Genomic DNA, 23,483 nt, shown 5'->3' with positions numbered 1-23,483 from the left:
ATGCCCATCCCACAAGAGTTATTTTTTCTTGTGGGATGGGCATCTTGCCCGTCCTAATTATTTTTGCAAGAGGTCTACTACAAACCAAAATTACCTAACGCAGCGCAGGCTTTTTTCAACCAGGCGATTGTTGCTGCATCAAGTACGGGTGAGAGTTTCTCGACTACAGCAGCATGATAATTATTTAACCATGCGAGTTGAGTCTGTGACAGCCGATCGGCATCAATCAATTTCCTTTCAAATGGAATATACGTCAGCGGTTCAAATCCGTACCAAACCGTAGCGTTTTTTGACGGCATTTCCCTGACAACATAGAGATTTTCGATGCGAATTCCGCCCCAGCCCGGTTCGTAATATCCCGGTTCGATACTTGTCACCATTCCCGGTTCCAGGGGATACTGCACAGATTTGCTGATGCCGTTTGGCCCTTCGTGACCTGCTAAAAACGCGCCGACTCCGTGCCCGGTGCCGTGTCCGTAGTCTAGCTGTTGTTGCCATAATACCGCACGGGCGATCGCATCTAATTGCGCTCCAGTTGTTCCTTTGGGGAATTGCTGCATTGCACAGTTGATGTGCGCGATTAAAACTGTGGTGTAGTGTTCTATTTGTAGCGCCGTCGGTTCTCCGATACTTATTGTTCTCGTATCGTCGGTTGTACCTGCTAAATATTGCGCCCCTGAGTCAAGCAGCAGCAATTCTCCGGGTTTTAAGGTGACTTCTGGGCTGGGGGTTCCGTAATGTACGATCGAGCTATTGGCTCCCGCACCGGCGATCGTTCTAAAAGTTAAAGTCTGAAAATCTGTTTCTTCCTGGTAAAATCTTTCGATGCTTTCTTTGACATCAAACTCTGTCAATACTTTACCACTTTCTAGCTGTTCTGTCAACCACTTTAAAGTCAAAGTTTTCGCTCGGCTTGCTTTGAAATTTGCTGATTTCATCTGCTCGATTTCAACCGGATTTTTGCGAGCTTTCATCCCTTCTACCGGATGCGCCTCAAAAACTATTTCGATGTTGTAAAACTGGGATTTTTGATGGTTTGATATTAACTGGTACGTGCCTGCTGTGCTGTGTTTCGGGTCTAAAAGTACCCGAACTTTATGTGGCAAATTTACGCAAGTTTCTAAAGTATGCGGATAGTCTGCGTAGGGAAGCAAAGTTACATCCGCCCGCAATTCTTGCTTGATTTCTGGTGAAATTCGTTCGGGATTTGTAAACAAAAACGCTGAATCTGTGGTGACAATGGCATAGGATATGAAAATGGGAATGTGGGGAATATCCGAGCCTCGGAGATTGAACAGCCAGGCTATTTGATTGAGGTTGGTAATAGGAAGCACATCGATGTTGGCTTTTTCCATCGCTTCCCTGACTCTAGCTAATTTTTCAGCGGCGGTTTCTCCTGTCAGGGATACAGGTAAGCTAAATATCGGATCTGCATCAATCGCGGGTAAAGTCTCTGCTGTTTGCCAAGGAGTTTGCGATCGCACTTTGTCTGTCAAATTATCCGGGATTGGTATGAGTTCAACCTCCGCAGTCGCAAATTTTTTCACCCAATTTTGATATTGCTCTGTCGCTACGGTAAACGGGTCAAAACCCAGGCGAACTTTCGTTGATTTTTGTGCCGATTCTACAGCCAGTTTTTCTAAAGTTTCAATTAAGGTTAAATTTCCTTCTAAGCCTAGTTTCGATATTTGAATAATTCCAGTATCGACTTGCAATTCGGCTTGTTCGTAATAGCGAGAATCCACAAACAACCAAGCGGAATCTTTGCCAACCAACAAATCGCCGGCGGAACCCGTAAAACCGCAAATCCAAGCCCTGCGCTGCTTGGCTGCGGGAACTGATAAATTTAAGTGTTCGTCAACCGCTGGAATGAAATAGCAATCTAAGTCGTAATCTGCCATCAAATCTCGCAAGTCTGCCAGTTTTGCAGCGGAGGTATCTTGAATATTTGTATTTCCTTTCAAGTTAGTTGCAATCATTTTTTAATCTCCTATTTTAGTTATTTAAAATTGTCTTCAAACCTTTAACTAATCTCCTAATACCTGCGGTAGCGGTTGCTTTCTCCAGAGCACCGTAAGCAACGCGCAAATAGCAGCCGTTAGCCATGCCGAAGGTTGTACCGGGAAGCACTGCTACGCGATATTCGCGAATTAATTGTTCTACTAATTCCATTGTATCGAGTTCAGTGTCAACTTTCAAGAAAAAGTAAAATGCTCCGCAGGCTGGGGAAATTGTACACAAGTTTTGGATGGTATTGAGTTCGTCTAATACGAGTTGTCTCACGGAGGCGATCGCCCTTACATAATTATCGCAGTAACCTCTACCAATTTGCAAGGCTCCCAGGGCTGCATACTGGGAAATCACCGGAGGACAAATTAAGATTGTATCTTGAATTTTTCTCACTGAAACGAGCAAGTGTTCTGGGATTACCATATACCCAATCCGCCAACTCGCAAAACCGTAGGCTTTGGAGAGGCTAAATAGAGAAATTGTATGTTCGCTGCTATCGGGAAAAGCGGCGGGCGAACAGTGTTTGACGCCGTTATAAGTAAAATATTCGTATGCTTCATCGCTGATGTGATATATGTTGTGCTGGCGACAAATTTCGTTAACTTCCCGGAGTGCTTCGGCTGAATAAACAACGCCAGTGGGATTATTTGGTGAAATGGTAACTATGGCTCGCGTTTTATCAGTAATTGCTTTTTCTATAGCATCAATATTAAGTTGATAATTGGCGTCAGTTTCTACTATTACTGGTCGGCAATTTGCCATGATTGCCGCCATTTCGTGGTTGAAGTAATAAGGTGCTTGGATAATAACTTCGTCTCCCGCCGAAGTGATGGCGAGAAGGGCGTTGGTAAATCCCATGTTGCTGCCGGCGGTAACAACAACGCAGTTTTTGCTGTTAATTTCTATGTTGTTATCTGTTTTGAGTTTGGCTGCAATTGCATCTTGTAATTGTGGCATTCCTTCCACGGCTTTGTATTTGTGATTGTCGGGATTTGCGAAGAATTCGGGAATTCGGTCAAATGATTCTTGTGGCGGATTGTAGTAAACTACGCCTTGTCCTAAAGATATTGTTCCCGGATTATGGCGGATCAGTTCGCCGACAACGGGAATGATTGGCGACTGTACCGATTGCATTCGAGTGGGGTGATTTTTCATTCAATTTAACTTTGTTTTTAGAATAAAATTTGTTTGCAGTAGACGGCAGTTGAAACCGCTTCTAGACAAACGATGTCCGCCTCCGGGGACTGAAGACAATAACTGAACAAAACAACGTAATGTTAACCGTCCAATCTTCAACCCGCGGAGGCGGGTTTTGCTTGTGTAGACGCGGTTTCAACAGCCCTGTCTTCTAAACTCTTTCAATTTCTATTCTAGAACCTTGCGGCGACTTGAAAACTTTAACTTGTGCGGGCAATCTTTCGCCCAATCCTCGAACGTGCGTAATCACTCCAATCAGCCTTTCTCGCTGCCGCAAAGATTCTAAAATTTGAGTAACGCTTTCGAGAGTTTCGGTATCTAAAGTGCCAAATCCTTCATCTAGAAATAAGCTGCCCAAGTGAGCTCCCTGAGAAAGTTTTTCTGACAAAGCTAAAGCCATTGATAAGGAAGTGGCAAAGGTTTCGCCGCCGGAAAGTGTTCGCACTCGTCTGGCTTCGCCGCCGTTCCAATTATCTGTTACCCAGTATTCGCCGTCTTGGTTTTTTAATTTGTAGCGATTTTCGGTTAATTCTTGCAAAATTAATGTGGCGCTGCCGACTAATTCTGCTTCTAAATGTTCTAAAATGTAGGATTGAAATTCGTTGGATTTGAGATTCTGCGCTAAGGTGTGATAAGTTTGCTCTTGTTCTGTAAAATTTGTGATTTGCTGTGACAGTCTTTCGGCTTGTTCGAGATTTTGGGCTGCTACTTGAATCCAAGCTAAAAGTTCGGCGCGGTTCTTGTTGGCTTGTTTCAGATTTTCTTGGGCGGTGTGTTTTGCCGATCGCACTTGTGCTAAAGTATTGTCATCGCTAGTCCTGCCTGCGATCGCCTCGCTCAAATCTTTCGCCCGCGTCTCTAACTGAATTTTTGACTCGCGGACAGAGCGAATAGCATTTTCCCATTGCGATTGTTCTTTAACTGTCGCAACCGCTGCTAAAAAGGTCTCTTCTGTGAAATCAGCCGCTGTTAATTTTGCTGACCAATCCAGGTTTAACTGCTGTTTGTGGGCTTGGGCTTGTCCAAAAACTTCTCCAGCTTGTTGCTCTCTCTCTGCTGCTTGAATAGCAGTATTTTGAGCAGTTTGATAAGATTTTTCGGCAACTTTCAGCAGATTTGTCAACTCTTGCTTGTCTTCTTCTAAGGCTTTTGCTAAATTAGCATAAGGTTGATATTCGGTAATTTGATAAAGCGCATTTACACAACTTTGCAACTGCTGCTGCCGGCGGTCTGATTCGCCGATCGCATCTTGATATTCCTGCTGTTTAGCTGCTTGAGTCGCCGCTGCAAAATTAAATCTTTGCTGAAAATTATCATATTCCAATGATGCCAGTTGGAACTGCTGTTCGATTTCGCGGTATTGGCGATCGCTCTCTTTAAGCATTGCCAACTCCTGCTGCAACCGCAAGACTTCCCACTGAGAATTTTCCAGAACTTGAGTGATTTGCTGCTGCAATTCGGCAATTCTATTCGCGGTTAATTCCAACATTTGAGCAATTTCTAACTCTTTTTGCTGGCAGGATGAAACTGCGCTTTTTCCCTCAGCCGCAGCCATTTGAGCACCTTGAAAAGCCTGATTTGCCGTCGCAAATTTCCGCCGCAAACCAGCGAGATCGACAATATTAGAGTTCGGCAAAGGAGGCAGCCGATCGCTCTCAGGATGCACCCCCCCGCACACCGGGCAAGTATCGCCAGAATTCAGCGACATTCTGACAGCAGCAACACTCTCTAAACGCGCCGCTTCCGCATTAGCTGTTTCCGCCGCTTCTAACTCGTCGCCGCACTTTTTCAGCTTGATTTGGGCTGCTTCTAAATTAGCAACAACCTGCACATAATTCTGTTGATATTTTTCCCTCTCTGCGATAGATTTATTCAACTGTTCCTGCTGAGTTTTTCCCTGCTTGGAAATTAGCTCAAATTCCATCAATAAGGGTGCAATTTGCTGCAACTTATCTAAACGCTTTCCTCCCGGCGAATATTGTTCGAGCAGTCCCGCTGCTTTAGTAACTCGAAAACCAGCAGCCTGAATTTTAGTGTTAGCAGCTTGCAGTTCTTTATCTGCTGCTTGGAAAAAGCGGAGTTTTTCCTGTTGAGTTTTTTGGGCGCGCGCAACTTCTGTTTCTAATTGAGCGCGCTGTTCTTCATATACTTTAGCCGCAGCCAGAGCATCTTCGCGAGCCTTAATTTGTGCAGCTAATGCCTCTTCTTGGGCTTTTGCTGCATCAAGTTGCTGCTGCTCTGCTGCCAGCTCGGAGCGAGCTTTAATTAACCGTTCTCGCGCTGCCACTGCGGCGCTTTCGGCGGTTTCATATTGACTGCGAGCCGATCGCACTAAAGCCCAATCTCCCTGTAAATGATTGGCAGCTTGCGCTCTTTCTAAACGCAGTGCTAAAATTGTCATCTCAGCGGAACTAGCATTTAATTGAGCCAGTTCTTGTTGCAGCTTTTGCCAGCGAGCGATTTGCGAAAATAGCTGTTCCTCTTCATCTAGATCCTTTTGAGCTTTCATAATTGCGCGATCGAACTCCGGCAACTGCTGCTCTAAAATCAAAAGTTGCGATCGTCTCCCGGCAACCTCATCCGCCGCCGGCGCACTCAACTCAGCTAGCTGCCTTTCCACCATTTCCCGTTCCTGTTTCAGCAACTTCGCGAGCTCGTTTGCTTCCTTCCGCATCTGCTCAAAAATCTCAAATCCCGCTAGCTGCCGCAAAATTTCCCGGCGTTTTGAAGCATCCCCTTTAATAAACTCATCAAACTTGCCTTGAGGCAGAACAATTGCTCGGGTAAAAGTATCAAAATCCATTCCTAAAATCTGTTCGATCGTATTTTGAACAGCAACAATACTCGTTCCCAAAGTTTCCCAGCCACCATTTTGCCAGTTGTCCAAAATCACCTTATTCTCTGGAGATTTGGGACGGAAACGCCAGCGCCTCGTCACCCGATACTGCGCCGAACCCACAGCAAAACGCAACTGCACTTTTAAATTTTCGCTGCCTTGACTTGCCAAATCGCTTACTTGTTTGCCGCTGCGAGTTGTCGTACCAAAAAGAGCGTAAGTCATGGCATCTAGCAGTGAAGATTTGCCCGCACCTGTAGCACCAGTAATTGCAAACAAATCGAGTTCAGAAAAATCTAAACGCTGTTCGCGGCGGAAGCTGGTAAATCCTTCGAGAATAAGTTCTAGTGGACGCATACTGATTTTAGATTTGGGATTTGGGATTTTAGATTTGGGATTGTTATGTTGAGGTGTACTGTCTTCCTTCTACAGTCTTCCCGATCCCGCATTAATAAGGGGGACAAGAGTATTATCAAAGTCCCCCTTTTTAAGGGGGATTTAGGGGGATCTAGACTCGAATACAAGCGAAATAGATCGTAACTTTATCTTTTAAAACGATTTTGAATTTTGAATTTTGGATTTTGGATTTTATCTTTTTACCCATCTAATTATTAACTGTTTCCTTAAACTTTTTGTATAAATTTTGAAATTCCTCCAATACTGCCGGTTTCGGTGTCGTTCCCAACCGGTTTTGATAATAGTTGCAAAACTCTGCTGCCGGATCGAAATTATTGGGATCGATATTAGTTATTTCTGGGGGTTCTAGCGCTGCATCTGGATAGCGCGGTTCAATTAACAGCGCTTGAGAACAGATTTGACGCACTCGATCGGCAAGTCCGATTTGCGGACTGTCCAGCTCGACAATTACCTTCAAGAAACCCGGATGATACTGATGAGCTTCTAAAGTTGCATCAAGATTGTCATTGTCACATTTAAGCACTTTTAACGGCTTGTGGCAAGCCACAGGTCTAAATTCCACTTTTGCCTGACTTCCCGGCTCAACTTCTATCAAGCAAAATCCTTTTTCCTGTTCCGCTTCTCCAAAGTCTAGCTGAATCAAAGAACCGGAATAATAAGCGCCAGAACTCTCAGAAATTCGCTGGTGAATGTGGATGTGTCCGAGGGCAACATACTGAGCTTCCGGCGGCAGAGTTTGCGAGGAAAGCAGGTATTTTTCTCGCGTGTAGTAAGCGACTTCGGATTTAGCCAATCGAGCGCCGTCAATGCTCATGTGTCCCATGAGTATATTCACAGTATTGTCTCTAAAATCCCTGGTTAAATCTTGCAGTAAATCTGCCACAATTTCGCGGTAATCTTTGCGGCGGTCGGTATCGCCCGAGTGCCAGAGAGAATTAGCATCTAACAGTCTTTGTTCGGAAGCAAAAGGCATCGCTCCCACGCAAAGTTTACCGCTTTTAGTGTTAAGATTAATTGTGCCGCCGTCTGCGGAACGCCTGACTTTACCTAAAGCGCGAACGCCGGCGAGGGAAAGCAATTGGGCAATGCTGTCGATGCGGGATGCAGAATCGTGATTGCCGCCGATCGCAATTGCGGGAATTCCGGCGGCTTGCAATTCGCAGAAAAAGTTATAAGCAATGCGTTCGGCGTAAGCGGTCGGGTTGGGCACGTCGAAAATGTCGCCCGCAACGAGCACAGCATCGACCTCCAAGGCTTTTGCTTGCTTTAAAATCTGTTCGAGGGCGATCGCAATTTCGGAAGTGCGATCGATTCCTCGGAAACGCCGCCCCAAATGCCAGTCAGCAGTATGAATTATTCGCATAGTATAAGTGAATTTCAGACTCGATGTATTCTATCACTTATATTCAGTCCGACGGGCGATTAACTCGAATCAGCATACCTCTCAAAGTTTCGAGATTAGAAATAGCCTCATTAATCCGCGCAGCCAGCCGCTGCCAATTTTGATCGCTCGTGCATACAATAATCCCATTATGGTCAGAACTTAACCTGTGCAGTCGAATAAAATCTGGTCTGTTTAGTGTCACAATTGCGCGATTCGTGCTAACAGCAAAAGCTAGAACTTCTTCATCAGGAATCTTTTGATTTGCATTCCCCGCTTCTTGAACAGTAAGGACATCATGCCCAAAATTACGCAGTATTTTTACGACCGGAAAAGGGTATTGTTCATCTGCATAAATACGCGCCACAGTTTATGCCTCTTCTTGTTCTCTAATTGCTTTCTCAATCTCATCAACGTGTGCCTCAGCATAAGCAAAACCATTTACCAAATCGGCAGCACTCAGATCGGGATGACCTTCTAAAATATGAGCATCGCTAGCACCTTCACGGCGATAACTTATTAACAGCCAAATAGGAAACCGCGTTTGTCTGATACAGGCTTCGCCACCCATTACGCCGGGAGTCTTTTGAATTCCCGGCCAAAAATTGCTTAAACTTTGAGCTAGTAATTGTATAGCTTGAGCTTTTTCTTCGGAAGTTAATGCAAGGAGTTGCGGTTGTAATTCTTTCAGTGTCATATTCGTTATTCGTACTTAATAGTAAAAAAATATATGTTGGGTCTCCATCAAACTATTCTAGCACTTACCATCCCAAATTGTATTCAACATATTTAACTGCCAATCCTAGCGTACTGCATACCAAATCCGCGACTCGCTAAATCACAACTTCACTTCAACAGCCTTCACCTCGTGAAAGCGAGTATAGTCAACGACACGCTTTCCTTCGGGCGATCGCAATATAATATCTACAAACCGCATATCCCACAAAACTTCTGATGCTACGAAAGAATGGCGGGCGTGAATAGTTTGCGAAACGGTTTCGTCAAGTCCCGTTAGCGTAACTACAATCTCCGCTTGCTGCTCAACCAAGTCTTTTGCAGTAAGTTTGTAGAGAGGACTGTTCTCATCTATTACGTGCATAACCGTCCAAGTTAATGCAAAAATCGGAGATTGACTCCGCACCAATTGCAAATCGTAAAAACGCCGCATATAATCGCCATCAGATGTTACCTCATCGCGAATTAAAGTAACTCGCTGCTGCGCTTCTAAAATTTGGTTTGAGCGCTGATTTGCTGTGCGGTACATGAGAGTTGGAACGCCGTTGAAAGAAGCGATAACGGCTACTCGGCTGAATATAACTCTAGCAGTCGGTTTGGAAAATCTCGCAAAGGCAAGCCCTGTAATCATTGCCACTCCCCACAAACCAAAAAGCGCTTGGATGCAGACGATAGTATTAGCATAATCCGTGCGCGGATACATGGCACCGTAGCCGATCGTTGCCATTGTTTGCACGCTGAAATAAAAGGCATCTTTGAAAGAACCGGGCCGAGCATTGGCGATGCAATCTCCTCCGGCTAAATAAGCTAGAGCAAAGAAAGAGTTAGTGAGTGTATACGACAGCCAGATTAAAATGAAAAATCGCGGCCAAGAAAGAGTTAGCAGCCAGTGGTAAAGGTCGGCAAAATGCAGGCGAGGTAGGCCTAGTCTGACAACATTCAGGGTGAAAGATCCTTTTCTGCTGACTAAACGCTGTGGCTGCCGATCGCGATTATTTTTCATTGAGATTTGTAACTACCGCTGTGTCAATTTGTAACTATTGCTTTGACTGGGAAAACTTATCCTTTAGACTGATGTCAGATTCTAAAAATTAAGATAAAAAGGAAGTTTAAAATGGTTGAGCTTAACTGGCATGACTATCTCGTGATGGTTTCTTGTGTGGCTTCTATTGCGGGTCTAATCCTGCTGGGCGATCGCAAATCGCAGCCAAGGGACGATCGCACTTTAAGCGAAGAAATCCTCATTAAGATGAGTTTTGTTTACTCAATAGTCTACTCCATGTCTGTCTTGGGCCTAAAGATACCTCTGCCGGAGGACAACTGGTTGTTGGCAAGTCTGAAGCTGACCACGGTTCTATCTTACTTGTTGACAGTTTCCAGCATACTCAGTCTGCCGCTGCAACGCATGGCTGTTCGGCGAGTCGAAGATTAAAAACGTGAAGCTAAGGTGTCCCGCATCTAAATTGTATTTTTGGGGCGGGCTAAGAGTGCCCACCCCACAAGAGTTTGGTTTCAGGTTGTTTGTAAATTTTTCATTCCCGCAGGAAGCTTGACATAACGCGCCCAAAATGGTTCTAGTCGATCTCTGCGGGATTGCAACCAGCCCGTATTTTCCTCCATTCCGTTTACTTCTGAAATCTCAGAAACTATCTTGATACTGCCAGAAGTCAAGCCCTCAGCATCTCGCATCGGTGCAGTCCAAATACAGACATCAATTGATGAACCGTCTTTCCGCCGCCGCCGAGATTCCCTAGCAACTTGCGTTTCCCCTGCCAATTCTGACTGAAACATAGCATAAAAATCTACGTTTTCATCGCTAGGGACGATCGGCAAAAGCTCCCCCACAACCTCAGACTCCTTCCAGCCAAAAACTCGCTCCGCCGCAGAATTCCACACCGTCACCAAAGCATTACTATCAACCCCGACAACTGCCAGCGGCAAAGCTTTAATTAAGCCTTGTAAAACTTGATTGGTTTCGCACAATTTAGCCTGTACCAACTTGTGTTGTGTGATGTCCTGACAAGCACCATAAAGGCCGACAGCGCGGTTCTCGACTTCATCCCACACAACTTGCCGACAATCCCACAGCCACCGGATTTCACCGGATTTGGTGACAATTCGATATTCGCTTACTTCCTTGCGGCTAGATGAACGAAGCTGCATTTGTTCTACCAGCATTTCTAGGTCGTCGGGATGAATGCAGTCGAATTGTAAACCGCCGGAAGTTGCGATTTCTTGGGGAGTATAACCCGTAATTTTAGTAAAAGCTTCAGTCATCCATTCGCAGGCCCAGGTATTGTCAGGCAATACTTTAAAAGAATAGGCAAAATCTGAAGTCATTTGCGAGAGAATACGGTAGCGCGATTCTGATGCTCGCAGTGCGTCTTCTGTATTTTTGCGATCGGTTATATTTTGAAAAAACACCGACAAACCTTCTTCCGAGGGATAAGCCTCGACTTCAAACCAAATATTTAGCTGCGGGTAATATCCTTCAAATTTAACATTAACGTTCTCAGATACCGCTCTGTAAAACTGCTTGGAAAAAATCGTGTCGGCTGTATCAGGAAACTCATCCCAAATATTTTTACCTATAAGTTCTTGACGCCCTCTTTGCCAGGACTGCTCTGCTTTCGCGTTGAGGTAGGTAAACTGCCACTGGCGGTTGAGTACATAAAAGCCGTCTGTGATTTTTTCTAAGATATTAACGATTTGCTTTTGCGATTTTTCCAAAGCTGCTGCTGAGAACTTGCGCTCTGTGATATCGCGGGAATTGATGACTATGCCGTTGATGCTGGAATCGTGTAGTAAATTGTTACCAATGACTTCTAAATACACCCAAGAACCGTTAGCGTGGCGTTTCCGATATTCTACAGGCGGTGCAATCCCTGGCTGTTTGAGTAATTTTGCAAAATATGCTTGCCAAACAGGTAGATCGTCTGGGTGGATAAAATCGTCTTGGAATTCGCCAATTCTTTGTTCGAGATTGTAGCCTAACATCCGCTCTGCTGCGATCGAATTTTGGTCTCGGATGCGTCCGTTTGCTTCGATAATTGTCATCAAATCGGAAGAATTTTGCAGGAGACTTTGCAGTCGGGATTCCCCTTTGGTCAGTGCCTGAGTCACCTTTCTGTACAGGATATGGCTTTGCTCTAACTGCTGCTCTAAATGTCTGATGCTAGCAGCTTGCTGGGAAACTTTAATGTCTAAATTGCTGTTAATTCTTTCTAACTTGGCTTGGGCTTGTTTAGACAACAAAAGCGACTGAAACTCCGCAGCCAATTCTTGTAAAGATACAGACAACTGCTCGACACTGCTTGTTAAAATCGCCTGTTTATCTACAGGTAGTTGCTCGATATGTCCCTGCAATTCCCGCACGTGTTTTAATACATTTTGCATCATTGTAGTCGGCGCTCAAACTTATGAAGACAATTTTTTTATATCTCAAATCATAACACCTTATTTTGAGTCAAGTGTCAAAAGAAATAAATCTTGAACTTGAGCGGTAGAGTTTTAATACCATTTCTCTAAAATTGTGCAACACTCTTCGACACTCCTAGCCCCCCGCTGCATTGCGGGGGGAACAAGAATACTGTTGCATTCTTTTTTAAAATTGGTATAATTTCGATGCCAATCCCTCGGCGCTGACACAGATGGATAATTCCACCAAGTTTGAGCGAGCAAAAAAAATATTGAGTTCAGTTATATTACTGAAAATAGTTGTGATTTTTAAGGTGTGAATTAAACTGGACTGATATCGTTTCCGCGCTTCATCGGAATCATAATTTTTCGACTTGCAGTGCCAGCGCCTTCGCTCGCGGCGCGGATCGCGAGCGGGACGCCCGCACTAATATTCCGGGTTTTTCAACTTCGGTCAATCGATTTTAGAGTTGAAATTTTAGATGGGATAGAGTAAGTAATTTTACGGTGAAGTGCAGAGATTTTGATGCCAGTAGGCAAATTAGGAACAGGCTTTTCGGCCTGTTCCTAAAATCAGGATTTAAAGCCCTTAGAGCTTTTCTTTTTCTCCTGTGGCTTGGATTTTGACTTGTTCACTTCGCCTAAAGCTTCCTGAAATAAGTTGTGCAGGTGCAGGGGAACGCTTGCAATTTCGGGGAGTTCGGGTTCTAAGGGTTTTTTAAACTCTTGCAGCAGGGCATCTAAATCGCGATCGATCTGAAAATCAGGCCGTTCCAATACTGTTTGCAAAATTTGTTCTAACTTTGCCGGCTCAAATTTAGCTAACCGCCGCCAGATCCACACATTAATTGCCGGATCTTCTAGATAGCTGCGAACCAGCTTCTCGTAACCGGGAATGCTGGAAAAGTCTGGGGCTGCTAGCATTGCGGTAAACTGGCTGTAGGTAGACAAAAAGGTTTGCCCCCAGCGGGGATGAGAAAGTGCTGTCACCTGTTCGGCTTTCTTGAAGCGATCGGGCAACTCAGCTTTAGGCATTACCATTTTTGAGTTAGGATTGCTGTCGATCGCTACCTCAACTGAAGAGGGATCTGCACCGGCTGCTGCTATAGCTGCTGCTTTAATTTCTTCTGCATCGACTCCCGCATCTTCAACTATTTCCGCGAGAGATTTAGTTTGATCGATGCCGATATCAGCGAGGCGTTTTTTAGTGATTACTTCCTGAAATTCAGCCAACTGTTTATTGAGGTGATATCCCGATAGCGTCACTTCATCGCTGCCAAAAAATTCGGTAAAATCTTCGTGGTACTGTTCTACCGACTGCCAAGCTTGCTCTAACAATTCCGGGGCATCGCTGTACAGGTTCTTTTTGTGATTTTGCTTGAAATTGCCGATCGCCACCGCCAACTTCGGCTTGCCCAATTTCCCCATCGGTATCGGAGGGCCCGAGAGTATCCACCAGTCATCGGTGAGAGGAGCAATCCGAGCCCGCAAGATTTCTCCTAACTTAAAGCGAGACATTTCTTGCTGAAAATTCGCGCTGTTAGGCTTGACAGCGTAGTGCTTAGCTGTCAGCCAGTTCATCGCATCGAAGCCGTCGGGGGAAATTTGAGTGATTTCAAATAAGCCGGTGAAGCTTTTGTTCTGCCAACTTTCTAGCAAACCGATCTCGATCTCGGTTAAATCTGGCTGACTCTCGATAAATAGATCGATCGGCGTTTTCTCTCCTACTTTACCTTCGACGGTAAAACTGTCAATCACTTGATTTTGCTGAGCAATGTCATAGCGATCGCCGGTCGATCGAGCTGCTGCAAAAGCTTCCAAAGCTACAGCCAACTCTCCCTCAGCATCCAGCACAAAGTCAATTAAATTTTGCTTGAGTGTCCAAGCTATTTCCAACATTGCATCCACAAGTAATACCGATTTTGAATGAGAGGATTTAGATTAACAATTATCGGACTTGAGGCCACCGGCGCTTTACGATCCGGCTGCGATTGAAGAAAGCGCATCGCGAACAATCACAAAAATATGCGATCGATGCCTGAGTCCTGAATTAAGTTTAATTTTAAGGCTAACAGTCAAAAAAGAGTGTTAATCTCAAACTCTCTGGTTAATAAATTTTTTTGGCGATCGCCGGAAAACCAGCCCTGGCAAAATATTGCCGAAAAACGCGATTTCAACGGAGCCTAAAAATACCCCTCCCTGATGTAGAGAGGGGCTGAAAATTCCCCATAACTTTGCTCAACTCGCGTTGAAAATAGTCCTAGATACCAACAACAGTCCAAGATGCATAAACTGGTTTTTTTTACCGAAACACTTCGCTGCATTCCGCAGTCCCGGTAAAAAAGCCGGAACGATCGAGTTTATGTGCGTCCAAGACTGAGAAATACTTGCTGACGGTGTTAGCGGCCGTCTTTGTCAATGTCGCCAGGAACAGCGCGTTCCACCCGATCCCAAGCGTCGCGCGTGGCGTGCTTAGCTTTTTCCCAAGTCACGTTCGACTTACCGCGATTTGTTTCGTAGTCGCGCTGCAAATCGTTTTCGATCTCGTTGAAGCTCTTACCAGTACCGCCATAGCGGCTGTATCCCTCATAGCCCGTGCGGTATGCAGGCTGATAGTCGTCGTAAGTCGCGCTCGTGTCCGCGTAAGGACGGGAGCTGTAGTTGCTTTGCCAGTAAGCATCTTCTACCGTAGGGTCGATCGCCTCGCCCACACCTTTGCCCGCCAAACCGCCGCTAAACGCGCCCACAACAGCGCCCACAACAGCTCCCACAGGCCCGCCGATCGCACCGCCGATCGCAGCACCCGCAGCACCCGCACTCGCCGCACCGATACCCGTTGCCACTGGATGAGCCCCCGTTTCCCCCGAAAGCGGGTCGAGGTTAGCATCAGGTTCCTTTACCGTTTTTTTGTCATCGCTCATGATATTTTTTACCTTTTATCTAACTGTAACTTTTATTAACTTTACCGTTTAAATTCCTATTTATTCATCTTCCTTAAGGATGAATCTGCTAGCTTCAAAAAAAGGAGAACGACAAAACCCTTTTGAATGCAAAAAGTGGTTTGACACGATCCTCTAACGCAGTAAGGTGCGCTATGCGCACCCTACATAATTGTATACTCACCGAAGGTCAGTATTTACCAGCCACTTGGGTTAGATATAAATCTGTTGATTTATTCGTTGCCCGTGACCTTTTCGATCAAACCTTCAGCTTTTTGAACTAAGCTTTCTTGCGGGTGTTCTCCCTTGTACTCCTTTAAGCTTTCGTCGTAAACTTTCTCGACCTTTGCAGGATTTTGAGCGGTTTTGACTATATCTTCGTAAGCTGCTTGGGGATTGAGATCCTCGAAACTTTCTGCGGGGTCAGTAATTTTAGCTTCTTGTGGCGCGTGACTCTTGTCTTGACCTGCGTAAGCAGCCTGACTGGGTACTACCGCTAGACCTAGCAGACCAATGAAAGCCAGCGTACAGAACAGCAAAATGCTTTGGCTCAATGTTTGTCCGAGAGCTTTTAAAACCCGCTTCATATCAACTTCTCCTCGTATTTTTCCGCAAAAATTATGGTGTTTGTCACCCCTTCACTGCGATCGCACATTTCAAAATTTAGCGATCGGGGCAACTTTGGTTGCAAGTGCTGCGCCCTGAGACAGCGAAAAGGGATATTTACCGTGTTGTGAAATATATTAAACGCCTGCTCGTTAAGTTTACTTCTACCAAAAGATAGATTAGTTCGCTCCGCTCCTAAATAGAAGATTCCTTACATCAGCTACCATGCTCAGTAACAGGCTAGGAGTGCCGTTCCACAACAAATAAACTTTCTGGGATCGCAGATCCCAAAGCCTGTAATTCTGAAAGCCTGATTGAGGTTGCTACGCCATTTCAGTTATTCGCAACTCGACAAATATGCCAACGCCTTTCAATCCAAAAGTTACAAAGATTCTCGATCGATCTTGAGGTGGCGACTCTGCATCGCTTGTTCAAATAGTTCGGTAGAAAGAGCTTGCTCTACCGACCAAACGCCAGGTTTTTCCAGTTCTCCTCCTAACATTAATTGAGCGATGCTACCAGTACCGATGCCGGTAGCGGCGGCAGCATTTGGGTGTACCGCTGTCGAGCAAACTTTAGCGGGTTGACCGTTTTTGAGACCGGTCACTTGCGATCGCACTGCCACACCAACCCCACTAAAACTATTACTAACACTGGTCATCCCGTAACTGACGTAGGAGAGAAATTCAATCACGGAGTTATTTTTGAGCCAGCTAGCGGGCCAATACTTAGCAACAAACCAGGTAAGGTGATTGTAAAGGTCGGGAGACGTGCCGAATTTAGTTACAACTGATTTGACGGGGAAAGTTTCGGCCAAAGTGATGGCTTCCGGCATATCGAACCAGTAAACCCCTGTTTTGCCGTAGGGTGCGGGAAATTCAATTGTTTCGCGATTGCTGTAGGGTTTTACTTGCTGCCACTTGCGATCGGCCCAAACGTCAAAAGGGGTTTGCAATCCTAAAAAAGTGGTTCTCATTACTGTAACACCAGCACCGCCAGAACCTCCGACGACATAACTCAAATGGATGTGTTCTGCTTCATCTAATTGTTCCACATCTCGGCGCACCATGCTGTTAGACACACCGGGAAAAATGCCCGTATTAATAATAGCAGTAATCCCAGCCTTTTTAGCGGCTTCGCGCAATTCTAAAGCTCTGCGAGTAAAACTGCGACTGTCGCTGACATCAGTATAATTAACACCTGCTTCGATGCAAGTTTTCAGCACGCCGGCGTCTCGGTAGTGAAAAGGCCCCGCACAGTGAACGACAAGATTAGACTCTGAAACAGCTTTTTGCAGGGCTGCACTGTCCGCTAAATCAAAAGTTTGGTACTGCACCCGATCCGGCGGCAATCCCGGCCCAATAGAGGCTTCAGAGTTGCGTCCGGTAACGGTAATTTCTGCATCGGTATGGGTAACAAGGTCTTGGGCAACGCTGCTGCCAATTCGTCCTCGGCCCCCGACAATCAAAACTCGGTTTGCCATCGCTCAAAAAAGGGTAACGCTAATCTGAGTTTCTATATTTTCGCGCATAACTTGCATCTGCACAAAGGATGAATTTGTGATAACTCATATCTTGCACCAATGTCCCTAACCCCAGAGGGGCGGGGAAAATCAATAAATCAAACTAATTGCAGACAAGTTGAATAAACCCCCACCCAAGTATTGACAAGGTTGGGATGTCTGAGTTAGACTATGAGAATATGAAAGTGCCTAATATTTTTAATACTCCCTTATAATAAACCAAAAAGAAAACGCTATATAATAAACCAAATATAAAACACTATGACAGCAGAAGGTAATGTAGCTGATACTGGTATTGTAGAAGAAGTTAACCAACTAATCGCAGAAAAAAAAGCATCAGATAAGTCTGAAGCACTCGAAATATTGAAACAGCAAGCTAAACGCGATAAAGATAAAGAAAAAATGGAAAAAATTAAAAGAACCCAGAAAGCCTTTGGTGACAGACAGAGCCGCTCCAGCGGCAAAAAGAAGAAAATGAAAAGGTAAGCTGCTCAAAGAAACATCTCCCAAAATTAGTCTGCAATTAGTGTAGTACCACGAAATTCAGAGAGTTCTGGGGGAGGTCGAATTACTCACACTTAGTCATTTTGATACTTGCGTAATGCCATTCAATCTAACTGATGAGTGTGAAAATAACCTAGGCTGGAAGCACTAAAATTTAGGTAGGTGCAAAAATTATGGATAAGCTGACAACTGAAACACTGCTAGATTATTGCGATTCAGATGATTATACCCTGCAAACAGAAGCATTGATACAGCTTGTAGATGCAGAAGTTTATGAGGCTGTACCGAAGATATTAAGATTGCTAAAATCCGCCGATGAATCCATTAGAGCCCATGCAGCCGAGGCATTAGGTTATCTCGGTTCAGAGGAAGTAGAGACAGTTGGCCTTGCATTAATGCCTTTGCTAAACGATCCAGAAGAACTGGTTAGGTCTGAAGCAGTGGAGGCACTGGGAGAACTTGATTATACTCCTGCGGTTGCACCAATAGAATATATACTCAGAAATGACCCTTCGGCACTGGTTCGCGCATCAGCAGCAGAAACTCTTGGGTATTTAGAAGAAGCATCAGCTATAGAAACTCTGGAGCTTTCACTGCTTGATGTTGATGAAGATACAGCAGTTAGAGGGTATGCTGCTAATTCGATCGGGCTTTTAGGTACGCCGCAGCTATTGCCAAAACTGGAAGAGTATCTAAAATTAGAGCTTCCTTTATCAGTAAAAGCTGAATTACTGGGAGCGAGGTACTGGTTGGGCGCGAAAGAAGATATTGAAAAGCTATTGAGTTTGTTGGATAATGCTGATGAACATTTAGCAACGATCGTCCTGAATATTTTAACAGATTTGACCGAACGGGAGGAGCAGCCAACATTGGCGAAAGATGCTCCCGATTTAGAAAGGGTATTGAGGGCGATCGCGCGTCGTTTTCCCTTCACAGGGAGTCAACCAGAAAAAATTATCGCACTCGCACACTGATAAATCAATACAAATAAACACAGATAACGCTCCCATTCATCTGCGTTTATCTGCGTTCATCTGCGGTTGCTAAAAATCTTACTTCTCATTACTCCGAAATACCGACTTACCCTTCGCTTTCAGAGTATTAGCCGCATCTGCCAAAGTCTGCGCGAAAGGCTGCTGCGAGTGCAGGAAAACGCGAGCCGTATTGCGTCCGGGCATCCCCGAAATCGAGCCGCCCGGATGGGTTCCCGCCCCCGTCAGAAACAAACCGTCGATCGGCGTTTTGTAATTCGCCAACTCCGGCAAAGGACGGAAAAATATCATCTGATCCAGGGTCATGTCAACGTGGTAATAATTCCCCTTCAGCGCCCCCAAACGCTCTCCTAATTCTGCCGGGCTTTCGACGCGGCGACCGATAATTGAATTCTTGATATTGGGCGCATATTCTGCTAATTTATCGATGCAGCGATCGGCAACCTTGTTTTTCAGCTCATCCGTCCAACCCGTACCGTGCTGGCCTGTTCCTTCAGCATTTTCGATCTGGTAAGGAGCAAAAAATTCAATCCAAGCCGTATGGTGTCCTGGGGGAGCCATTGACGGGTCTCTTACCGTCGGAAACACCACATACATTGATGGGTCAGAGTCGGGAATTTTGCCGATCGCAGGTTCGCTGTGAGCAATTTCAACGTGTTTCACCGAGTCGGCAATTAAAACAGAACCCATTAAATATTCGTCCCGATGATTCCAGCGATCGAACTTGGGCATTTCATTGAGAGCTAAGTCTATTTTAAGAATAGTCTCGTTGTTGTTAACAATTTTGCGCTCCAATCTTTCCCGCAAATTCGGGTCAGCAGCATCGACATCGCTGTCATCCATTAAATGCAGAAACAAGCGCTTCGCATCAATATTAGAAATGATACCTTTTGTAGCGCGATATTCCGTGCCGCCGGCAACTCGAACTCCCACAGCGCGACCGTCATCAATTAATATTTTTTCGACGTGCTGGTCGGTAAGTACCACACCAGAATAGGTTTTCACTAAATTGAGCAGCGCTTGCACTAATGCACCCGTCCCTCCGCGCGGTCTTGCCATGCCGGGATTGTGCCTCATTGCCAACATAATTGCGCCTACAGCAAGGGTTTTTTGCGAAGGAGGCGCGCCGAGTTCTGCGGCTAATCTTGCTAGGGGTGCTTTGATAAATTCCTCGTCAAACCACTCGTTGAGAAGGTCTTCAGCGCTGGTGAGCATCGTGCGAATAAAGTCTAGCGTTTTGTCGGGGGAACCGATGACTGAAAATAAATCTTTGAGTTTGGCAATATCGTAGTTGCCTGCAATATCTATGAGGGATTTTGGTGGCGCATTAAACATCGGAACCATTGCACCTAAAGCCCGCTGCCAAAAGTCTGTATATTCGGCATATTTTTTAGCGTCGCGCTCGTTATAGCGAGCGATTTCTGCACAAGTTTTTTCAACAGATTTGTGCGCTAAGAAATATTTGCCGTCTGGATGGGGACAAAAGGCGACGGGATCGCAGAAAAGATATTCTAAACCGTATTTTTCGAGTTCTAATTCTTCTACAACTGGCCCTAAATGGATAAATTCGTGGTCGATCGCGCAAAGGTTGAATTTAAAATCCGGCAATTCGGGGATCGCAGCTTCGGTAGTGGCCGCACCGCCGGGAACCGAACGTTTTTCTAACAACAGGACGGTATATCCCGCTTTCAGGAGATAAGAGGCGCAGACCAGTCCGTTGTGACCTGCTCCTATAATAATCACGTCATACGTTTGCATAGATGAAGCTCTGGGGATAGGATATTTTGCTTATTTTACAAATGTTAACAAGTTGGCAGTCTCTATCAATAGAAATAGATTCACCTTCAGAAAGCTGTTTTAGCATCTTACAAAAGATGGAGTTTTTACCAAATGCTACTGTGCGATCGCGCTTATTTCCTCTTGAATTTACAGAGCGATCGCCCATGTCAACTCGCCCCGAGATTATATCACATAAATCCGCGTCAATCCGCCTTCATCTGCGGTAAAAAATATTAAAAATCATAACTAGCTGCAAGATAAACCCTACTTTTGTAAACCAATGAAACAAAGCCCCGATCGCCGCAGTGAGCTTCATAAAGTTCGGTCAAATCCGAGATAAGTTGCTGCAATTGCGGCCCCGAGTTCGGAATGTACGATGAACTCTGAGCCCGTCCAATAAGTCCTTGTAAATCTAAATCTTGTTTGTTCACAAAATCCCTGCTTTGGATATTAATAAAATCCGAACTTGTTAGCAGAGGTTCTATCGCTCTCTCTCGTCTTTCAGCAGGATGGTTGTTGGAAGCTGTCTTGACTATTTGGGTGTAGCATAGTGTCAATTCATCCGTGCGATCGCGCAAATTCCAAACTACAGCCAACCTTCCCGACGGCTTGAGAATTCGCCGAAATTCTGGTAAAGTTAAAACAGGATTGAACCAGTGGAAAGACTGGAAGCAAGTTACTAAATCGATTGATGATTCAGACAAATTAGTTGCTTCGGAAGTTGCTTCTCTAAACTCTATCAAAGGGTGAACTTCAGCCGCTTGTCTCATCTCGGCATTGGGTTCGATTGCTAATACTCGAAGGCCTCTTTCTGCTAACAAACGCGAAGAAATGCCCGTTCCAGCACCGATATCTGCTGCTGTTAACTGTGAAGCTTCCCCAAGTCCTTCTAAAATCGCATCAATCGCAGCGGCTGGATAACTCGGTCGGTACTTGACATAATCGGCGGCGCGATCGTCAAATCGACCTAGCGGATTCATTTCGTAAAGCGGCGGTCTAGAATCACTTGAATTCATAAGTCAGTTGTCAGTTGTGAATTGGCATTTGACAGTTTGTAAGAGATGTAGGGGCGGGTTTTACCAGCCATTTTTGAGGTAATTGAAGAAACACATAAACCCGCCCTCCGGGATCTATTTTATGGGAACGATGTAATTATCAATTACCCATTGCCAATTACCCATTACCAATTACTCATTGCTTTAGTTCCTGGAGCGCCGCCTCAGCTTTTTGGGCACCATCATTGTTTCCTTGCTGGCGGTAAGTGTCCAGGGCTCGTTGAAAAGCTTCAATTGCTTCGGATTTGCGATCGCGCGCTTTGAGTGCCTTACCCATATTGTAATAAGCTTCCGCCCGGTCTGGATCGAGCCCGATCACTCGCCGAAAAGTGGTAATAGCTCCTAAAAAATCTTGTCTTTCTAGTTGAATTTCCCCGATCGCGGAGTGTGCTTCCACTAAATTAGGTCGCACCGCAATAGCCCGCTGATAAGCTACAATTGCTCCGTCGAAGTCGTTTTGAGCTTTGAGAAGTTCGCCAATTTGTAACTGCACTTCTGGATTCCGAGGCTCTAGCTTTGCCGCTTCTTCAAAAGCTGCTAGACCTTCGGAAGTGTTGCCGCCCCGCAGCAAAGCAGTACCTAATTTTAACTGGACACCGGCTTGTTTGGGAGCGAGTTCGGCTGCTTGTTGGAGCACGGTGACAGCACTGGCAAAATTTCCCTGCTGGATCAATATTAAGCCCATTGAAGAATAAGCTTGCCAATTTTTCGGATCGAGGGCGATCGCCTCTTGGTATGCTTTAAAAGCATTGCTGTAATCTTTTTGCTGAAAGAGTACCACTCCGAGACCGATCCGGGCATTGACATTTTTGCGATCGAGCACAGCGGCGCGGCGGTAAGCTGTGGCTGCTGCGGGATAGTTTTTCAAATTCGCCATAGCATATCCCAAGGCGTATTGGAAGTCAGCATTATTGGGCTCGAGACCGATCGCTTGTTGGTAAAATTGCACTGAGGCTTGATAGTTGCCCTGACGCGCTTCTAAATAGCCAATACCGGAAAAAATGCGCGGGTTTTCTGTATCTAAACGCGCCGCTTCCTGATAAATGGCGATCGCCTTACTGTAGTCTCCTAAATCTACCAACTCGCGTCCTTGTCGCAGCAGAGCATCTAAATTTGAATCACTTTTAGGCTTAGCTTGAACTGAGATTTCTGCTGAGAGCGCCCGAAGCGGCGCTGCGACAGCGAATCCTGCTACTAACAGCGTACTGAATACCAAGAGACTTTGTTTGTGGACGGCCATTTGTTTCAAAGAGTGTGTGGAATAAAAGAGCGAACTGCTGTCAGCTTGCCAAACTGAGAGCTTAGGGCTTGCCTGGAATTTTTGAACGGCGAGATGTAGTAAACCTACAGAACTCGACCAACTCAAAATTTTCGCATTTGAGGGCAACTGATGATTGTAACAACAACTGATATCATCCAAGGAGCAGAAATTCAATCTTACTTGGGAATTGTAACTGCTGAGGTGGTCTACGGCACCAACGCCCTGCGAGATTTCTTCGCGGGCATTCGCGACATCATCGGCGGGCGCACCGGCAGTTACGAGGAAGTGTTTCTCAAAGGACAGCGAGATGCCCTCGCAGAACTGGAAAAACGGGCCCAGCGCCTGGGTGCTAATGCCGTAATCGGGGTGGAAGTTGACACAGGCACGATTAATGTAGACACTTCTGGGGCTTTGCTGCTGATTACTGCCGTTGGGACGGCTGTAAGATTGCGTTAAGCTGTATTTTCTGTATACGTCCGCATTTCCTGTATACATCCGGGAACTTTTATAACTGGATAAAATAGTTATTGGTTATCAGCCAATACGGTTCACTTAAGAGAGATCCCCCCTAACCCCCCTTAAAAAGGGGGGAACAAGAAAGCTCTCAAAGTCCCCCTTCTTAAGGGGGATTTAGGGGGATCTCCGGGGCATAAATAGTGTTAAGTGAACCGTATTGGGTTATCAGTCATCAGTCATCAGTCATTAGCTAATCGCTGCTTGCTGAGGGCTGATGACTTTTTCGTTTCTTTCTTCAGACATAGAGAGTGGTTATTTCCCCAGGCAGATATAGTTTCTATCAATCTCAGCCACGATCGATGCTTAGGTGAAAGAT

General features: G+C 45.4%; 19 protein-coding genes. 4 read left to right on the top strand and 15 right to left on the bottom strand.

Annotated elements, in window-relative coordinates; all coding sequences use genetic code 11:
• Positions 1-77: 77 nt before the first annotated feature.
• From QUB70_RS09085 to QUB70_RS09055, 7 genes are all read right to left on the bottom strand, one after another.
• A complete protein-coding gene (locus QUB70_RS09085; protein ID WP_332979769.1) occupies positions 78-1,979 on the bottom strand; it encodes an aminopeptidase P family protein in 1,902 nt (633 codons plus the stop codon).
• Positions 1,980-1,995: 16 nt separating this feature from the next.
• Complete coding sequence (locus QUB70_RS09080) at positions 1,996-3,165, bottom strand: pyridoxal phosphate-dependent aminotransferase (protein WP_332979767.1); 1,170 nt, start codon at positions 3,163-3,165, stop codon at positions 1,996-1,998.
• Positions 3,166-3,358: 193 nt separating this feature from the next.
• Positions 3,359-6,400: an SMC family ATPase gene (locus tag QUB70_RS09075; protein ID WP_332979766.1), complete on the bottom strand. Its 3,042-nt coding sequence runs from the start codon at positions 6,398-6,400 to the stop codon at positions 3,359-3,361.
• A gap of 247 nt (positions 6,401-6,647) precedes the next feature.
• Positions 6,648-7,823 (bottom strand): metallophosphoesterase family protein, encoded by a 1,176-nt coding sequence (locus tag QUB70_RS09070; RefSeq protein WP_332979765.1) that lies wholly within the window; start codon positions 7,821-7,823, stop codon positions 6,648-6,650.
• A 43-nt stretch (positions 7,824-7,866) separates the two neighbouring features.
• Positions 7,867-8,208: a DUF5615 family PIN-like protein gene (locus QUB70_RS09065; RefSeq protein WP_332979764.1), complete on the bottom strand. Its 342-nt coding sequence runs from the start codon at positions 8,206-8,208 to the stop codon at positions 7,867-7,869.
• A gap of 3 nt (positions 8,209-8,211) precedes the next feature.
• On the bottom strand, positions 8,212-8,538 hold the full coding sequence (locus QUB70_RS09060; protein ID WP_332979763.1) for a DUF433 domain-containing protein: 327 nt from the start codon (positions 8,536-8,538) through the stop codon (positions 8,212-8,214).
• Between the two features lie 141 nt (positions 8,539-8,679).
• Positions 8,680-9,579: an ion channel gene (locus tag QUB70_RS09055; RefSeq protein WP_332979762.1), complete on the bottom strand. Its 900-nt coding sequence runs from the start codon at positions 9,577-9,579 to the stop codon at positions 8,680-8,682.
• A gap of 111 nt (positions 9,580-9,690) precedes the next feature.
• On the opposite strand from QUB70_RS09055, the gene QUB70_RS09050 reads away from it, so the two are divergent.
• Positions 9,691-10,008 (top strand): hypothetical protein, encoded by a 318-nt coding sequence (locus QUB70_RS09050; RefSeq protein ID WP_332979760.1) that lies wholly within the window; start codon positions 9,691-9,693, stop codon positions 10,006-10,008.
• Positions 10,009-10,088: 80 nt separating this feature from the next.
• On the opposite strand, the gene QUB70_RS09045 is transcribed toward QUB70_RS09050, so the two are convergent.
• From QUB70_RS09045 to QUB70_RS09025, 5 genes are all read right to left on the bottom strand, one after another.
• Positions 10,089-11,975: a PAS domain-containing protein gene (locus tag QUB70_RS09045; protein WP_332979758.1), complete on the bottom strand. Its 1,887-nt coding sequence runs from the start codon at positions 11,973-11,975 to the stop codon at positions 10,089-10,091.
• Positions 11,976-12,566: 591 nt separating this feature from the next.
• Positions 12,567-13,892 carry a hypothetical protein gene (locus QUB70_RS09040; RefSeq protein ID WP_332979771.1) on the bottom strand — a complete coding sequence of 442 codons (1,326 nt, stop codon included), beginning with the start codon at positions 13,890-13,892 and terminating at the stop codon, positions 12,567-12,569.
• Between the two features lie 500 nt (positions 13,893-14,392).
• Entirely contained in the window at positions 14,393-14,914 is a 522-nt protein-coding gene (locus QUB70_RS09035; RefSeq protein ID WP_332979756.1) for a hypothetical protein, read from the bottom strand.
• Positions 14,915-15,165: 251 nt separating this feature from the next.
• The gene (locus QUB70_RS09030; protein WP_332979755.1) at positions 15,166-15,519 is read right to left on the bottom strand and encodes a hypothetical protein; all 354 of its coding nucleotides are present in this window, start codon (positions 15,517-15,519) and stop codon (positions 15,166-15,168) included.
• Between the two features lie 401 nt (positions 15,520-15,920).
• Entirely contained in the window at positions 15,921-17,021 is a 1,101-nt protein-coding gene (locus QUB70_RS09025) for a saccharopine dehydrogenase family protein (RefSeq protein WP_332979753.1), read from the bottom strand.
• A 300-nt stretch (positions 17,022-17,321) separates the two neighbouring features.
• Between QUB70_RS09025 and QUB70_RS09020 the strand changes: the two genes are divergently transcribed.
• Together QUB70_RS09020 and QUB70_RS09015 are read left to right on the top strand one after the other, a co-directional pair.
• Entirely contained in the window at positions 17,322-17,546 is a 225-nt protein-coding gene (locus QUB70_RS09020; RefSeq protein WP_332979752.1) for a polymorphic toxin type 34 domain-containing protein, read from the top strand.
• A 191-nt stretch (positions 17,547-17,737) separates the two neighbouring features.
• A complete protein-coding gene (locus QUB70_RS09015; protein WP_332979750.1) occupies positions 17,738-18,538 on the top strand; it encodes a HEAT repeat domain-containing protein in 801 nt (266 codons plus the stop codon).
• 78 nt (positions 18,539-18,616) lie between these two features.
• Here QUB70_RS09015 and crtO read toward each other — a convergent pair whose 3' ends face one another.
• The 3 genes from crtO to QUB70_RS09000 form a co-directional block, all read right to left on the bottom strand.
• The gene (crtO, locus tag QUB70_RS09010) at positions 18,617-20,314 is read right to left on the bottom strand and encodes a beta-carotene ketolase CrtO (protein WP_332979748.1); all 1,698 of its coding nucleotides are present in this window, start codon (positions 20,312-20,314) and stop codon (positions 18,617-18,619) included.
• Positions 20,315-20,568: 254 nt separating this feature from the next.
• On the bottom strand, positions 20,569-21,351 hold the full coding sequence (locus tag QUB70_RS09005; protein WP_332979746.1) for a class I SAM-dependent methyltransferase: 783 nt from the start codon (positions 21,349-21,351) through the stop codon (positions 20,569-20,571).
• A gap of 175 nt (positions 21,352-21,526) precedes the next feature.
• Entirely contained in the window at positions 21,527-22,630 is a 1,104-nt protein-coding gene (locus tag QUB70_RS09000) for a tetratricopeptide repeat protein (protein WP_332979745.1), read from the bottom strand.
• A 150-nt stretch (positions 22,631-22,780) separates the two neighbouring features.
• Here QUB70_RS09000 and QUB70_RS08995 point away from each other — a divergent pair, with 150 nt between their 5' ends.
• Positions 22,781-23,107: a YbjQ family protein gene (locus QUB70_RS08995; RefSeq protein WP_332979744.1), complete on the top strand. Its 327-nt coding sequence runs from the start codon at positions 22,781-22,783 to the stop codon at positions 23,105-23,107.
• The last annotated feature ends 376 nt before the right edge of the window (positions 23,108-23,483 follow it).

The sequence above is a fragment of the Microcoleus sp. A003_D6 genome (assembly GCF_036702825.1).
Taxonomy (GTDB): Bacteria; Cyanobacteriota; Cyanobacteriia; order Cyanobacteriales; family Microcoleaceae; genus Microcoleus.
Note: the sequence above shows the minus strand (reverse complement) of the source record. Positions and strands in the feature narration are given on the sequence as shown.